We start from the raw sequence: 15,785 nt of genomic DNA on the forward strand, positions 1-15,785 counted from the left end.
TTATCCTTATCAAAAACTAATTTTCTTCTTTTCTTTTTCTCATATATGCAAGGCTTGCTCCTAGAGCTAGAATCATAGTACTTGATAACATTAAAGCATTTGCACCCACCATAGTACCTGTTTTTGGAAGGTTTTTATCATTTACATTCTTAGCCCCACCTTGGTTATTGTTGTTGTTACTGTTATTTTTGTTATTGCTATTGTTGTTATTGCCATTGTTATTGTTTCCTGGTTTATCTCCAGGTTTGTCCCCTGGTTTATCTCCTGGCTTGTCTCCAGGTTTATCTCCAGGTTTGTCTCCTGGCTTGTCCCCAGGTTTATCTCCATCGTCCTTCTTTGACTCTTCAATCATAAAGGTTATGGTTTTTTCTGACTTATTACCAGCCTCATCAACTGCTGTAATTACTAATACATGCTTTCCTAATGCCTTTATTGATGAACCATCATAAGCCTTTCCATCTAAAGTCATTGTAACTGTTGCTTTTTCTCCTGTTGTAACTTCAGGTGTTACTGCATCAGTGTATGTCTTTCCATCCTCTACACCTTTAACTATTATTTCTGGAGCAGTTTTATCTATTGTAAAGCTTACTTTATATTCCTTAGATATATTTCCTGCTCTGTCTTGAGCCTTAACTGTAAGAACATGAGTACCTTCTTCAGTTATGTCTCCACCAACATATTCTTTTCCATCTAGTAACATAGTTTTATTGCAATTTTCTTCATTAACAACAATCTCTGGTCTTACTGAAGAATTGTATACCTTGCCATCTTCTAAGCCCTTGATTTCAAGTGTTGGTGCTGTCTTATCCACAACTACTGTAAAGTCTAAAACAGTACGGTTTGCAAATGAATCATTACATTCCACCTTAACCTTCATGTTATTTTCTACGTTTAATTCATAGGCAAATTCTTTCCTGTTATTCTCTTCACCTAGAACTGGGAAGGTGTCTTGGCGGACTATATTGTCTCCATTAACGGTCAATGAATATCCTACCCCATCATCTTCAGCAATTCCCTTAATTGTAATTGAATCCTTATTGGTATAAACTTTTCCATCTTCATATAGAACTGGATCTGAAATTGAAATATTTGGCGCCTTTCCATCATACCAAATCGTATATACATAGTCATAAAAAACTTTGCCGTTATCATCTGCTGCATATACCTTTACCTTATTACCTCCAACCTTTAATTGTACAGGGAATTCAAAGCTTAGGTCGTTGTTTACCTTTATATCTGTGTTGTTTATCTTAAATGTATTGATTTTCTTATTAACTGCACCACTTATTGTGTAAACATCATCTTCGCTAAATCCACCTAATATTGGTGCTGCTATTGTAAGTGGTCCTAAGTTATCAAATAAAATCTCAAATGGTCTAGTAGAATCTTCTTTACCTACTCCAAAGCTAGTTATTGAACTATTTTTAGCTAAATCCGTTGCCACTACTTCAAGTAGATTATATCCCTCAAAAACTCTTACAGCTGTTTCAAAACTTCCGTCTTCATTCAAGTTTACAGTAGTCCATCCAATATTCACCTTAAGGTTTTTATAGTCAGTATAGTCATCCTTTACAGTTCCCTTTACAAGTAAAGTCATACCATCACAAATAACTCCATCTTCGCCAATCTCTGGAGAAGTTATTGTTATAACAGGCTCCTTATTGTCATAAACTACATTATAGGTTTTACAAAGGTCTGTTATTGGCTGTCCTTTTTCATCTATAGCCTCTACCTTAAATTCATTTTTTCCTTCTGTTACAGAAACAGGAGCTTTGAAGGTATTCTTTTTAGTTATTTCAACTTCAACTCCATTAATTTTTAAAGTCTTAACATCCTTTGATACTGTACCATTAACTGTATATACTCCGTCAACAACAGCATCCTTGCCAATGTTAATACCATCAGATAGATTATCAAAATCTATCATAGAACCTACTGTTATACTACTAACACTACGGTTAATTGCATTGTCCATTGCTCCTACACTTATAATATTTGATTTTGTTGTATCCAGCTTAAATTTACAGCTGTATACTCCATCCTCACCTTTATTTACTTTTTCAACTTGATCCCAAAAAGTATTTACTCCATTAAGATATACATCTAAACCAAGTGCAGATATTCCTGTATTAGCTTTACCAAGATCTTCAACGGTCCACTTTAATGTATAAGTGTCGTTCTCTAAAGAACATTGGTCCTCAAGTATATTTATCTCTGGACCTACAGTATCTACCTGTACTGGGAAATACATTGTCTGTGGTTTTGCATTTTCATAATCAATATTGGCCATTACTTTTACATAGTATTGTCCATCCTCAGCACATTCATACTCACCAGTTTTACTGTTATATATAGCTCCATCCCATGTACCTGATGTAATAGTTGTGGCCATTCCTCCTAAAACAGACCCTTTATTAAAATCAGCGTCTGTAGTTAAGTTTCTTATTACTTTTTCTGTTCCATCATTTTTATCTACTACTTGTACATTTATATTCTTTGCATTTCTTAATAATGCAAGATAAGGCATACAATAATCAGCATCCCCATCACCATTTGGTGATATTCCTGCTACTTTAGGATTTATTGTTTCCTCTTTATTTTCATCAAGAACAACTTCCCCTAGATAGAAAGGAATTCCCATCATCTGATCTTCTATTAATCCAGTAAGTTTTAATATTGAATCCTTATCATATAAAGGTAAATCTATAACATTTGGCTTGCTCCAACTACCATAGAATCCCATGAAAGGAATAACAAGATTTGGATTTTTTCCATCCTTTGCGTTAAAGTGTACAAATCCCTCAACAAAGTTTTCTGATTTATAACTGTCTGGAATAGTTATAGTTACATTAACTGAAGCTTCACTATTTCCATTAATAGTTACAGACTTCTCACTGAAGCTGATTTTTGAACCTTCAATTACATACTCTGAAAAATGTCCTGCTTCATCTACTATTTTTTCTCCAAGAACACCCTCAGAGGATAAATCAAATGTAACAGCCTCACTACCGTAATTTTTAAGCTTTAGAGTAAAGCTTTTCTCTTTTCCAATTTCCTTTATTGATGCAACTGCATTGCCATTTACATCAGTTACCAATACTTTATTGTCTACTGCACTCTTAATATCTATAAGTCCAGCACCTTGTCTTCTTGGTGAATATGGTACATTTCCACCTTCATAATTTCTATCAAACTGTACCATTGATGTATTTACAAGTGTTTTCTTAGCAAATTCTACTAACTCTCTGCCTGATAATCCACTAAAATTCTTCTTTGTAGCTTGTACAACTAATGCTGCTGCACCTGCTGTATGAGGTGCTGCCATTGACGTACCGCTCATTGTTCCGTATTGATTATCATTAAATGTAGAGAAAATATTTCCTCCTGGAGCAGAAACCTCTGGCTTAAGTTCAAGATTAGGAGTTGGTCCAAAGGATGTAAATGAAGACATATTTCCATCAAATGTATTAGCCTTATTCACTAATTTACCATCAAAATAAACCTTTCCTCCATTTTTTATTTCTGATATTATTTTTTTACCATCAGTATTTCCTACCCATGCAGCAGGTATTAAAGTGTCATTTATGGTCATTCCATGAAGACTTTCATCGCCCTCATCACCATATATAATTACCCCTACTGCGCCTAATTTTGCAGCCATCTCTCTAATTTCTGCACTACCCATTTCATAAATAAATTTTACAACTGCAATTTTTCCTTCGCAACTTGAAAATCCAAAATCATACTCACTGCCAAAACCACAGTCAACAAGTTCATATTTATTTCCCTTTAAGAACTCAGATGGATTTTTTTCAGAAGGTTCAAAGGATATTTCCTCTGTCTTGTCGCCTATTTCAAGCTTTAAAACCTCATTGATAGCATTTGTGTTCTCATATGATGCAACTGATAGAGCATCATCAGCTGTAGCTGGTTGAGATATCATAGCTGTATCAACTGTTCCTAAATCATTAGTTAATAACTTTTGACTATCAGAAGCTGTAGTTGAAATAGCTGAGTTCCCAGCTGCAACTACAACTAAAACTCCTTTGTCTGTTGCCTTTTTAATAGCAACTTCAACTGGATTATTTGGATTCTGGAATCCTGCTTCTGAACCTAAGCTCATATTTATTATATCTGCCTCATGAAGTACTGAATCTTCAATTGCTGCAATTATATCATCATCAAAGCAGCCTCTCATTTCTGGGTGATTTGAAAATACCTTCATTGCAAGAAGTTGTGCCTCTGGTGCAACACCTTGTATTGCCTTTAGGTTATTAACTTCATCTTCTTTACCATTAGCTCCAATTATACCAGCAACATGCATTCCATGCATGCTCTTTCCCTTTGCGTCCTTTATATCATCATTTCTATCGGCAAAGTTATAACCATATGGAACCTTTTCTGTAAATTTAGTTTCTTTGCTTTGCTTTATTTCCTTTATCTTCGCCTTTGAAGAATCAGTTATTCTCATATCCTTATGGTCAGGATCTACTCCAGTATCTATTACTGATACAACTAAGCCTTCTCCCTTATATCCTGACTCCTTCCAAACCTCGTATGCCTTTGTTAATTCCTTTGCAGTAGTCATTATAGGATAATACGTGTTGGCTTCAGATACAGCCTTAACACCTGGCATTTCTTTAATTTTGGAAATTTCGCTTCTTTTAACTGTCATACTAAAACCATTTAAAAGATAGCTATATGTTTGTCTAACTTTTGCTCCTTCTAATTTTTTTGCCTTTGATAACACGTTACTTTGTGTTTTCATTATTTGCTTTTTTGTCATTGAACTGTTTTCAGATATGGATTGCTTATCCATTTGAACAATTACTCTGACAATTTCATTTGGATCCTTTTCTTGGATTAGGTTCTTGTCCCCATTTTTTAGCTTTTCTTCTGCTAACTTTTTGCGTTCTGCTCGATATTCATCTCTCATGAGCTGAATAATCTTATCATTGTAGCTTGTGCTCTCGCTCTGCGCGTATGCTGTGTACTTAACTGATGTGAAACTTAGACTGAAAGTAAAGATAAACATCAGGACTACAGCAACAGCTCTTTTGAAGTCTTTTCTCATTAATATTCCTCCCCATTATTTATTTTGATCATAAAGCCACCCCATAGAATTAGACTTTATGAACTTTATCTAAAGGAATAACCTGTAAAATAATTAACATATATTTAAAGATTACTCCTATGATAACTTTGATACATTTAATTTATTTTCAAAGCACAATACAAATTTCGACACATTACAACTTTAGCATTTCATTTTTCCGAATTTTCAACCCATAACTTATATTATATTATCTGAATGGCATTGTCAATGAACAATGTTCATTTTTTTTTAATATTTTATATACTTTTTATAAATCTATAATTTCCAATGCTTATACCTCCTTTTTATTAAATTAGATAAACTTCAAATTTCAATTTTCATTCTAGTAAGCATTATTGTGCTTCGGTAAAATATTGCATGATATTTATTACAATAACCCAGGTTCAGAATATTTAAACTATATACATATTTTAAAATCTTTCTTTTGAATGTAACTATTTTTTTACAAATATACTCTGTTGAAAATTATATTCATAAAATATACATGTTATGAGAATATTGGTGGCGTACTTAAAGTTCCTGTTAAAATAAGGCTTTATGTCCCTAAAAATTAATGATTTTTCATGGTTCAAATTAAAATTATAATTACATAAAAAACAGCAGAATTCTGAAATTCTGCTGTTTCTAGGTATTCCTATTTATCTAACTTACTTCTATAAGTTCCCCTATTATTTTATTCATAATATCCATTTTCCCTTCAATATCACTAACTAGCTTAAACTGTGTTCTTGCTCTATGAAGATTGTGTTTCTCCTTGTGAATTTTAAAATAGGTATCTCCATTTAAATAATCCGTTAAAAATCTTATACCACATTCAAAGGTCATAAGTTTCACAGAAAACGCCATAAGTTCAATCTCTTTTGGCACAAGTATAGGTAATACTTCATGAAAATATCCCTTTGTAAAATACTTAAACAGATTCATATCAAACCATATTTTTGATAAATCTGTTTCGTCTTCACTTCCGCTAGAAGCTCCATATCTAAGTGCATCGCCGTAGTCATAGAGAATTGACCCTGGCATTACTGTATCCAAATCAATTACACATACCCCTTCACCTGTGTCTATATCTATCATAACATTATTCAGCTTAGTGTCATTATGTGTTACCCTTAGAGGAATGCTTCCATCTTTCATTGCATCTAATATGATGCTCACATCTCTTCTGCGTTTTTTTGCAAATTCAATTTCTTTTCCCACTTCTTCTAATCTGCCACATTTATTATCTTCAATTGCTTTTAACAGATCCTCAAACCTGGTGGCTGTATTATGAAAATTAGGTATTGTATCATATAATTTATCAACAGGAAAATCAGACAACATATTTTGAAACTTACCGAAGGCCTTGGCGCCATAATAAAATTGCATAGGATCTTCAACCTCATCGTAGGTCACTGCATTATCTATAAATTTATATACCCTGAAATAATCATTTTCATTGGTTTTATAGTACTTTTCACCATCCTTAGTTTTTATTATCGTTAGTGTTTCCCTGTCAGGATTTCCTCCACTAAGAAGGATTTTTTTTCTCAGATGCTCTATTATAGCTGAAATATTTTCCATTAAATTCTCAGGATTTTCAAACACATTACTATTGATTCTTTGTAATATATATGGTTTTGCAATATATGTATCATTTATATATCCGTTACCATAAGAGCTCATTTCAGCATTAATATTAAACTGTTTTAAAACCTGATGCAGTTTATATTCCATGGTATAATCCCTCTCTAATCATTTGGTTTATAGCATTTTTAACTGTAGGTAAGTCTTCTTTGTATGTAACTCCATACCACTTATCTAATGTCTCAAGGACTTTCACCTTTGCACTTTGTGTTTTAATCATATTATCAACTACTGAAGGAAGATAAAATTCATCCTTTAATGGATTTTTTAAATTCTTTAAAAATACAGTAAATTCCTGTTCAAGGACATGAAATATGTCAGTGTCAAATCCCCACATGTTCATAGATACCATAGAATTAAGAGGTATTCCACTATTTTTATCAATAGCTGTATGCTCCACCACACTTTTTAAATACCCTTTTTCTATTTCGCATAATCCTCTGCTTACCATGCCATTTTCAGTTAGTGTATTTTTTAGTCTAAATCCAGCCATGCACATCCCTTTATTTTGGGATAAATAATCCCCAACTATTTTGTAGGAATGGCCACCATAGTAATCATCTGCGTTTATTACCATAAAGGGAGTGGTAACTGCACTTTTAGCACAAATCACAGCATGCCCTGTTCCCCATGGCTTAGACCTATTATTAGGGGTAGAATACCCCTTAGGAATTTTGTCTAGTGTTTGAAAAGCATAATCTACATCTATTATCTTTTCAATTCTTTTGCCGATAACATGTCTAAAATCCTTTTCCATTTCTTTTTTTATAATAAAAACTACCTTTGAAAAGCCTGCTTTTACTGCATCATATATTGAAAAATCAAGTATTATTTCCCCATTTGGACCCACAGGCTCTAGCTGTTTAAGACTCCCAAAACGCCTTCCCATACCAGCTGCCATTACTACTAATGTTGTTTCATTCATATTACCACCTATATTTCAATACTTTCTTTATATTCACTAGATTAATTACATTACTTAATTACTACATGCCATTTTATTTTCTTAGAGTATCCAAATCAACCACCACTCCATCTGCCAGCCTGGATTGTTCTGCTGCCATTGCGCAATAATGACTTTCTACGGATTTATCTACTGATGTAATGGCATTAGTGGGTTCTCCATCCTCTGCAATCATATCAATAAATTCTTCCACCATACGATTGTCTCCCCCTGCATGACCAGAAAAATCCGTTGATAGTTTAGATATATCCATTACTTCAGTTTCTTTTCCAAATTGTGTGACTTTAATAGTTTTTTTAGTCAAATCTGCAACAATTTCTCCTTTTGTACCCATAATCTTCTGATAACGTGAACCTGTAGCAGTGAATGCACTCATTGTCAATGAAATGGTGGCACCATCTGTCATATTTAGGTTTACAACCTGATGATCTACTACGTTATTATCACAGTAATATACACATCTTCCATAAGGTCCACTTTGAATTGCTTCTGTAATACTTTCTACAGTGGGATGAAGGGTCAATACATCAACAGGCCACTTTGTATTCCCCTTTGCCACACCAGTTTTTTCATTTGTTATATAAATCTTTTCCGCATCAAAGGGACAATTTGCTTTTGCTTTGCATCCATCCATGCAACGCTTTGTTGCTCCTTCCGGTGCATTTTCTTTATTAAATAAATATGTGCTTCCAAAGGAAGACACAGACTTACAAGTTTTACCTGTGAGCCATAATAACAAGTCCATATCATGACAACATTTCTGTAATATCATAGGGCTAGTAGTATTGGAGTTTCTCCAGTTTCCACGTACAAAACTGTGTGCTTGATGCCAATATCCCACATTTTCAATTGCCATAACAGAAACTACTTCTCCAATTATACCGCTGTCAATTACTTCTTTTAATTTTGTATAGAATGGTGTATAACGCAACACATGACATACAACCACTTTTCTATCACATTCATTTGCTACTTTTACAATTTCCCTACACTCATCAAGGTCTGGTGAAATTGGCTTTTCCAATAACAGGTGATATCCTTTTCTAAGAGCTGGGATTGCTTGTCTTACATGTTCCTTGTCCTGAGTAGTAATAAACATAACATCTGCTAGCTTATCCTGAGCAATTAGTTCTTCTGCACTGTAAAAGCATGCCCTTTTCGGAATGTTATACTCCCTTGCCACATCTTCTACCTTTGCAGGATCAATGTCTGCAATTGCTACAATTTCAATTTTCTCTGGGAATAATTTAGCAGTTAATGCATAGGTGTCTTTTCCTCTACTACCAAGTCCAGCTAATGCTACCTTTAATTTTTTACTCATTTTATTTTCTCCTATTTACTTCTATTTTCTCCATTCATATTTTAAAAGGTATTTCTATGTGCATAGAGAAGACCTTTTCTATAGCTTCCATACTGTTACATATATTGTATAGGTTTTTTTAAAATTTAGCTTATACAATCATCCAGTATAATTGTTATATCATCCAAAATATCTATTTGTTAAATTGTATTCTTTTGTTATATTTGCTAAAATAAATTGATAATAATGCATAAGCAAGGAGTTGGTTGTATGGCTTATATCAGTACTAGATTAAAAAAAGAATTTGAAATCACTGAAATCATCACCATTCACTATTTTGAGTACTTGAAAGATTTTGTTTTTCATGGTGAGTCTCATGATTTTTGGGAATTCCTATATGTAGACAAAGGAACAGTTATGGTACAAGCAGCCTCTGAGAATTATCAGCTCCATGCTGGAGATATGATTTTTCATAGACCAAATGAATTTCACGCTTTGAAGGCAATGGGAAGGAAATCGCCTAATTTAGTGGCAATTTCATTTTTATGCAATTCCCCTTCAATGGATTTTTTTACTGGTAAAGTCACCACACTGTCTTCTATAGAAAAAACTTTAATTGCACAAATTATTTCAGAAGCGCGCACTGCATTTTCAACTCCACTCCATATCCCTTCCATTGAACAAGTAAAACTCTCTACTAGTGCACCTTTTGGCTCACAACAATTGATTTTGTTATATCTGGAACAATTTCTAATTCATATAAAGAGGCATCATTGTGACGATGAAAAAGTTAAAAACCTACCCTCTGTTACAAAACAGTCTTGGGATAGCTCTAATAAATCCTATGTATTTGAACAAATTTTGCATTATTTGCAGCTACACATTTGTGAGCAAATTAAAATTTCAGATATTTGCAATGAATTTTCTATCAGCCGTTCTACCTTACATTCACTCTTCCACAAAAATAAAAACTGTGGAGTAATTGATTATTTCATATATATGAAGATTGAGCGTGCAAAGGAAATTATTCGTGACGGGAATATGAATATCACTGAAATTGCATATTTTCTTTCTTATAATTCTTTGCAACATTTTTCCAAACAATTTAAAAAGTTAACTGGAATGTCACCAACGGAATACATCTCATCTGTTAAGGGTATTTCCCAAACTTATAACTGGCAGCCATAATGTGGCTGCCATTCTTTATTTTGCAGTATATAAATACGACATATGGATGTCATATTCATGTGTTATAATATGATAGAGGTGAAGATATGCAAATCAACCGAATGTTTGAAATAATATACATACTTCTTGATAAAAAAAACGTTACAGCAAGAGAACTTGCTGAGAAGTTTGAAGTTTCTAGTAGAACCATTTATCGTGATATTGAAACATTATCATCAGCAGGTATTCCTGTTTATATGACCAAAGGCAAAGGTGGCGGAATATCTATTTTAGATGAATTTGTGCTGAACAAAGCCGTACTAACCGAAGAAGAAAAATCTGATATTTTATCCTCACTACAAGCAGTTGGTGCAATCAATTTCAATGAAACAGATTCTGCATTACAAAAATTAGGCAGCCTATTTGGAGAGAATAACTCCGATTGGATTGAAGTGGATTTTTCATCTTGGTACAATTCGGAGAAAGAATCTAAATCCTTTAATGATATTAAATCAGCAATCTTATCTAATAAAATAATGAGTTTTACTTATTCAAGCGGAAAAGGCGAAAGAACTACACGAGAGGTAGAACCTTTAAAGCTTTGTTTTAAAGGTATGGCACGTTATTTATATGCCTATTGTACTTTAAGGCAGGATTTTCGATTTTTCAAACTAAGTCGTATAAAGGATATTGTGGTTACAGATAAACATTTTCATCGAAAAGTTATGGGGCCTATATTTAAAGCTGATAACATGTTTAATGAGCAATATATCACTTTGAAATTAAAACTGTCTCCCCATATGGCTTTTCGAGTTTATGACGAGTTTGATAAATATACTAAAGAAGTTGACGGCAGTTTTATAACTGAAACAATTTATCCTATGGGTGAATGGCTATTTCCTTATATAGCTTCTTTTGGTAGCCATTGCGAGGTATTAGAACCTTTTGATATAAGAAACTCCATAAAAGAAGAAATACAAAAAATGCTGAACAATTATTTATAATATGACATACTGTTGACATATTATTTGATTTATTATAAATATATCAAATATATGGAGGTAGTTAAAATGAACTATGAAATTGTAAATCTTGAAGAAAAAATTATTGTTGGTGTAAGTGTGACAACAAGCAACGAAGATCCTAAAATGGGTGAGAAAATCGGCAAGCTTTGGGTTGATTTATATCAAGGTGGCGTCAATGCAAAAATCAAGAATAAAGTAAATGAATATGCAATTGGACTTTATTCCGATTATAAAGAAGACAGTTATCTTGTTACCGCAGGCAACGAAGTATCAAAATCAGAAAACAGTGAGTTTACAACAAAGATCATTCCTGCTGGGAAATATGCAAAATTCTCTGTCCATGGACACATGGAAACAGCAGTAGCAAAGGCTTGGGGCGAAATTTGGAAAATGGACTTAGACAGAAGCTTTACAGGTGACTTTGAGGAATACCTAAACAGTGACTTTGAAAATGCAGATATTGATATTTATATCGCATTAAAATAACAGTGATAAGATTTATTATATTTAGATAATTAAGTTAATTCAACTGAGTTACAACATTCCAGTGGTCTAAATAAACTATGTAGCGTAACATTAACATATTCTAAACATATATTATAAAAATTATAAAGTAGTAAATACTATAGAATAGATATATAAAAAAGAAGGTGTAGATATGTGTACAGCGTTTACTTTAAAATCTTTACAGATGGAAAATATGTTTTGTAGAACTATGGATTTTTCTTACGATATAGAACCTGGATTTTTTATAATACCTAGAAATAACCCATGGTATAATCCTATTACCATGAAAAAGCATAATGATTGCTATAGCTTTATAGGCATCGGACAGGAAACTGATAGTATGCTAGGCTTTTTTGATGGGGTAAATGAAAGAGGCTTTGCTGCAGCAACACTATACTTTGCAGGTTATGCCGATTATGATATACCATTAGAGGATAAGAATAAAGAGCCTATTGCATCATTGGATTTTCTACATTATATTTTAGGACGCTGTGCTTCAGTAGATGAACTAGATACGATACTGAAAAATATATGTGTCATAGGCCTTCCCGATCCTGTTACTAAAACGGCTGCTCCTCTTCATTGGATTGCAACTGATAAAAGTGGTAAATGTGTAGTTATTGAGCAAACAAGAAATGGGCTTGAGATATTTGATAATCCTATAGGAGTTATGACTAATAGTCCAGATTTTATGTGGCATATGACTAATCTAAGAAATTATATGGAATTATCTACAATCCAAGAAAAGAAAACCTGTTGGAAAAATGTTGAGTTAACACCCTTTGGTCAGGCTGGTGGAACAATGTTATTACCTGGTGGATACACCTCTCCAGAAAGATTTGTTAGAACAGCCTTTCTAAAAACCCATAGTCAAGTACCTAAAGATAGAGTAGATGCAATAATGACTTGTTTCCACATTGTGGAGAGTGTTTCAATTCCAAGGGGAATTGTTCTTACAGATAAAGGTACTTTTGATTACACTAAATATACTGCATTTATAAACACAAACACCTGTGAATATTACTTTAAAACCTATGATAACAGTCAAATAGCGACTACAAGACTAATTAGTGATTATAAGAATTGTACACATCCTATTTTCCTAGGTAATTTAAAACGTCCTGTTACCTTTGAAAAGCTTTAGAATTTGTTTTTTTGCCCTACCTAATACCTTTGGTAGAACAGATTCTACCTAAACTTGAAAGGTCTAAACTTATCCCATTAATGGGGTAAGTTTAGGCCTCTTTCCTTTTCTAATTAATAGCGCTCTTACTATTCCCTTTCATCTGCACCACCATATAATTCCAAATTGTGTAAACTACTATGAACTTTCCTTTTATAACAGTTAGTTTTTATTAAAGTTTCAGATAAATAACAGCTTAAACTAACTAACAATATATCAATACCAAGTCTTAGAAGTGTATCAATAAACGCCCCCGAAAATATAATTGGGACAAAAATAAGAAAGGCAAACCAATTAATTCCAAATATTGTAATCCCAAATTTTATTGCACTTAAAGCCTTTGATTGTGATTTAGTAGTATTACCTAATAATAAATATGTGATACCTATACATGTACCCATTAATAAAGTCCAAATAAAAGTAAAATAAGGTCTTTTCTCATAACCTGAATCTATAATTTTTGTAAAATAGAAAAAGTAACGTCCAAATAAAAAGGTTATAGAAAAAATGAAAATAGATAAAAATATGTTACTGCTATTAAAAGGTCTCTTCTTTTGTTTAATATGACTGGAGTCACTTGTAAATTTACCTAATAATAATCCCATCAATACTATCGGTGCAGCATCACAAATTCCCATTACAATTTCATGTGTTAAAGTATTACCCGATAAAGAAACGCCTTCCATCATACCCCATAACCACAATAAACCTATTGCACTACCATATCGCAACCCTTTTCCACTCTTTATTCCTAGAATTTTATCTTCATATCTATAAAACACATAGGCTACACTGGAAAAAGCAACCAGAATCCATACCGTAGCTGCTCCAACAGCTCCAATAGTTTTAACAAGAAAACTGAAGTTTGCAATTTTAGGAAAAGGACTAATCTCCGAAGTTATTCCATGAAGTGTCATATCAAGTATAGAACAAATAATAACTATAGCTATATATTCTATTAATTTAACAATTTTCATTTAAGCTCCTCCTTTATTATAATTGATATTTATAATATTACTCCTTCATCTTTTTCAATTTTATTATTCTATTTATAACAATGTACCTTTTGTCTTGATATTGCTTTACCTTATCCTTATTATTTAAATTTAATCAATAACATCTTTATTGTATCACCTCACTCTCCACTGCTCAATAAATCTATACCATATCAAGGAAATATTTCCTTTATTTATCCTATGACTATATAAAAAAATCATCATATTTATGTAATTATATTGTTTTTTTACAATTAATGATATAATTTGTATGTAAATAATCTATGATTTATTATATTACAGTTAGATACTATTGTGTATAAAACATACAGGGGGTTAAGTTTCAATGAATAATAAACAAGTTATGAGTCTGATAGGAAAATGTGGTTTTTATTGTGGTAGTTGTCCAGATTATATTCAAGGCGATTGTACTGGTTGCCGTACAGCACATCAAAAAGGAGATTGCTATACTTTTGATTGTGTGGATATACATAAAATAGAGTTTTGTGGAACTTGCAATAAATTTCCATGCAATGAAATAATGACAAGAGATAAAGCAACTGTTTTAGATACAAGATGGTTGCAATGGAAAGCAACAAAGAGAATTACTAAAAAATAGGCATAATGCGTTAACTTATATATTTTTTCAAACTCATTCTTCTCCTACATTTACAAAACAAATACTAAAGTTTAGTATGGAGCTATCAATATTTATTTTCCATTTCCCATGGGTTTAAGTATAGAATTTAAGTAACTTATTAATAATTTTTCATTCTCTTTTACTCCAAATATTTTTTAAAATACAACATCATTTTTAAGGCTTAATAATTTGTTCATGCTTAAATTCCTCCTAAATCTATTACTATTTAAATTATTAACACAAACACTTACTCTTATTTTAAAAATATTTATTATGGCTCAAATTAAAATAAGAGTATATCATAAAAAACAGCAGAATTCTAAAATTCTACTGCTTCTACATATTCCTTATTATCTAGTTTTGTTCACATGAAATTCAAATTATCTATTATCAATCTTGATGAATAAGAGGCTTATTAACACAATTTATATACAGTATAATACATATAATATAATTATATAGTAGTCAAAGATATTTATTATGTATTTTATAGTTAAATCTACCTATTTTCTTGTTCATCTCTCAAATATATGAACTCTTACCTTTTAAGTATCCCATATATTATTTGTCTTCTGTGCTTTGGTGCAAATACTATGTGATATTTACAATTCCATTTACTATGTGCTAGACTATTATTATCCGTATGGATATCCCTCCTTGATTTCAGATGTGGTTGGCAAACCTACTTCTATTTTAACAAAGAGGGTTCCTTTTTTTCTACTTATAGCTAAAAGCTTTTTTGAACCACCAGTATAACTGGTGGTATTCATTAAACAATCACTTGCCATTCTTCTATTAACTTATCAAGACTATATCTTGCATTTGCAGGACTAGTTGATGGAAGTTTAATAGCTTCTATTCCTGTTTTTTTTAATGAATATTTATTATATAGTTGATATGCCTTGCCACCATTAACATATATCTTTTTAATATTGCTATTATCTAAAATACTAGTTAAATCTGATGGAACTACATTTTTAATACTCGAATCACTTGAACCTATGATATCACAAGAAGCTATTGTATCCCATATTGCAATATTATTTTCTAATAACATTTTCTTTTTTTCCTCAATAGTTCTATACTCAGGGCATCGAGTTATTGCTCCAATAACTTTCCAAAATCTATTTTGTGGATGACCATAATAAAAATCCACCTCTCTTGATTTAACAGATGGCAATGTCCCTAAAATAAGAATTTTTGAATTTTTATCAAATACAGCTTCAAAGGTATGCTCTACATGCTTCATAACTCTCTCCTTT

Annotated in this window: 12 protein-coding genes and 1 pseudogene; 5 read left to right on the forward strand and 8 right to left on the reverse strand. The window is 32.1% G+C overall.

The window, feature by feature from the left end; translation table 11 throughout:
- Positions 1-16 precede the first annotated feature (16 nt).
- From ACTNBA_RS16080 to ACTNBA_RS16095, 4 genes are all read right to left on the reverse strand, one after another.
- The gene (locus tag ACTNBA_RS16080) at positions 17-5,074 is read right to left on the reverse strand and encodes a S8 family serine peptidase (protein ID WP_441075315.1); all 5,058 of its coding nucleotides are present in this window, start codon (positions 5,072-5,074) and stop codon (positions 17-19) included.
- A 684-nt stretch (positions 5,075-5,758) separates the two neighbouring features.
- A complete protein-coding gene (locus ACTNBA_RS16085; protein WP_441075317.1) occupies positions 5,759-6,832 on the reverse strand; it encodes a phosphotransferase enzyme family protein in 1,074 nt (357 codons plus the stop codon).
- Positions 6,822-7,667, reverse strand: a complete 846-nt coding sequence (locus tag ACTNBA_RS16090) for a sugar phosphate nucleotidyltransferase (RefSeq protein ID WP_441075319.1) — start codon at positions 7,665-7,667, stop codon at positions 6,822-6,824. The genes ACTNBA_RS16085 and ACTNBA_RS16090 overlap by 11 nt, the downstream gene beginning before the upstream one ends.
- A gap of 73 nt (positions 7,668-7,740) precedes the next feature.
- Positions 7,741-9,027 (reverse strand): Gfo/Idh/MocA family protein, encoded by a 1,287-nt coding sequence (locus tag ACTNBA_RS16095; protein ID WP_441075320.1) that lies wholly within the window; start codon positions 9,025-9,027, stop codon positions 7,741-7,743.
- 249 nt (positions 9,028-9,276) lie between these two features.
- Here ACTNBA_RS16095 and ACTNBA_RS16100 point away from each other — a divergent pair, with 249 nt between their 5' ends.
- From ACTNBA_RS16100 to ACTNBA_RS16115, 4 genes are all read left to right on the forward strand, one after another.
- Positions 9,277-10,194, forward strand: coding sequence for an AraC family transcriptional regulator (locus tag ACTNBA_RS16100; protein ID WP_441075322.1), 918 nt, complete (start codon positions 9,277-9,279; stop codon positions 10,192-10,194).
- An 86-nt stretch (positions 10,195-10,280) separates the two neighbouring features.
- Positions 10,281-11,177, forward strand: a complete 897-nt coding sequence (locus ACTNBA_RS16105) for a helix-turn-helix transcriptional regulator (protein ID WP_035134059.1) — start codon at positions 10,281-10,283, stop codon at positions 11,175-11,177.
- 66 nt (positions 11,178-11,243) lie between these two features.
- Positions 11,244-11,684, forward strand: coding sequence for a GyrI-like domain-containing protein (locus ACTNBA_RS16110; RefSeq protein ID WP_035134061.1), 441 nt, complete (start codon positions 11,244-11,246; stop codon positions 11,682-11,684).
- A gap of 172 nt (positions 11,685-11,856) precedes the next feature.
- Positions 11,857-12,849 carry a choloylglycine hydrolase family protein gene (locus ACTNBA_RS16115; protein ID WP_441075323.1) on the forward strand — a complete coding sequence of 331 codons (993 nt, stop codon included), beginning with the start codon at positions 11,857-11,859 and terminating at the stop codon, positions 12,847-12,849.
- 128 nt (positions 12,850-12,977) lie between these two features.
- Here the strand turns inward: ACTNBA_RS16115 and ACTNBA_RS16120 are convergent, their stop codons facing one another.
- Positions 12,978-13,865, reverse strand: coding sequence for a hypothetical protein (locus tag ACTNBA_RS16120; RefSeq protein WP_441075325.1), 888 nt, complete (start codon positions 13,863-13,865; stop codon positions 12,978-12,980).
- 364 nt (positions 13,866-14,229) lie between these two features.
- Here ACTNBA_RS16120 and ACTNBA_RS16125 point away from each other — a divergent pair, with 364 nt between their 5' ends.
- On the forward strand, positions 14,230-14,502 hold the full coding sequence (locus ACTNBA_RS16125) for a DUF3795 domain-containing protein (RefSeq protein WP_035134065.1): 273 nt from the start codon (positions 14,230-14,232) through the stop codon (positions 14,500-14,502).
- 562 nt (positions 14,503-15,064) lie between these two features.
- On the opposite strand, the pseudogene ACTNBA_RS16130 reads toward ACTNBA_RS16125, so the two are convergent.
- The 3 genes and pseudogenes from ACTNBA_RS16130 to ACTNBA_RS16140 form a co-directional block, all read right to left on the reverse strand.
- Positions 15,065-15,172: pseudogene (locus tag ACTNBA_RS16130) on the reverse strand (IS200/IS605 family transposase); the annotation flags it as partial.
- The gene (locus ACTNBA_RS16135) at positions 15,159-15,311 is read right to left on the reverse strand and encodes a hypothetical protein (protein ID WP_441075327.1); all 153 of its coding nucleotides are present in this window, start codon (positions 15,309-15,311) and stop codon (positions 15,159-15,161) included. The pseudogene ACTNBA_RS16130 and the gene ACTNBA_RS16135, both read right to left, overlap by 14 nt.
- Entirely contained in the window at positions 15,293-15,772 is a 480-nt protein-coding gene (locus ACTNBA_RS16140) for a DNA-deoxyinosine glycosylase (protein ID WP_441075329.1), read from the reverse strand. The genes ACTNBA_RS16135 and ACTNBA_RS16140 overlap by 19 nt, the downstream gene beginning before the upstream one ends.
- Between the last annotated feature and the right edge of the window lie 13 nt (positions 15,773-15,785).

The organism is Clostridium sulfidigenes (assembly GCF_052067195.1).
Classification (GTDB): domain Bacteria; phylum Bacillota; class Clostridia; order Clostridiales; family Clostridiaceae; genus Clostridium_J; species Clostridium_J sulfidigenes.

Bases quoted from the DNA above. Each gene is read 5' to 3' on its own strand.
- ACTNBA_RS16080 (WP_441075315.1), bottom strand. From the start codon at position 5,074: ATGAGAAAAGACTTCAAAAGAGCTGTTGCTGTAGTCCTGATGTTTATC.
- ACTNBA_RS16085 (WP_441075317.1), bottom strand. From the start codon at position 6,832: ATGGAATATAAACTGCATCAGGTTTTAAAACAGTTTAATATTAATGCT.
- ACTNBA_RS16090 (WP_441075319.1), bottom strand. From the start codon at position 7,667: ATGAATGAAACAACATTAGTAGTAATGGCAGCTGGTATGGGAAGGCGT.
- ACTNBA_RS16095 (WP_441075320.1), bottom strand. From the start codon at position 9,027: ATGAGTAAAAAATTAAAGGTAGCATTAGCTGGACTTGGTAGTAGAGGA.
- ACTNBA_RS16100 (WP_441075322.1), top strand. From the start codon at position 9,277: ATGGCTTATATCAGTACTAGATTAAAAAAAGAATTTGAAATCACTGAA.
- ACTNBA_RS16105 (WP_035134059.1), top strand. From the start codon at position 10,281: ATGCAAATCAACCGAATGTTTGAAATAATATACATACTTCTTGATAAA.
- ACTNBA_RS16110 (WP_035134061.1), top strand. From the start codon at position 11,244: ATGAACTATGAAATTGTAAATCTTGAAGAAAAAATTATTGTTGGTGTA.
- ACTNBA_RS16115 (WP_441075323.1), top strand. From the start codon at position 11,857: ATGTGTACAGCGTTTACTTTAAAATCTTTACAGATGGAAAATATGTTT.
- ACTNBA_RS16120 (WP_441075325.1), bottom strand. From the start codon at position 13,865: ATGAAAATTGTTAAATTAATAGAATATATAGCTATAGTTATTATTTGT.
- ACTNBA_RS16125 (WP_035134065.1), top strand. From the start codon at position 14,230: ATGAATAATAAACAAGTTATGAGTCTGATAGGAAAATGTGGTTTTTAT.
- ACTNBA_RS16135 (WP_441075327.1), bottom strand. From the start codon at position 15,311: ATGGCAAGTGATTGTTTAATGAATACCACCAGTTATACTGGTGGTTCA.
- ACTNBA_RS16140 (WP_441075329.1), bottom strand. From the start codon at position 15,772: ATGAAGCATGTAGAGCATACCTTTGAAGCTGTATTTGATAAAAATTCA.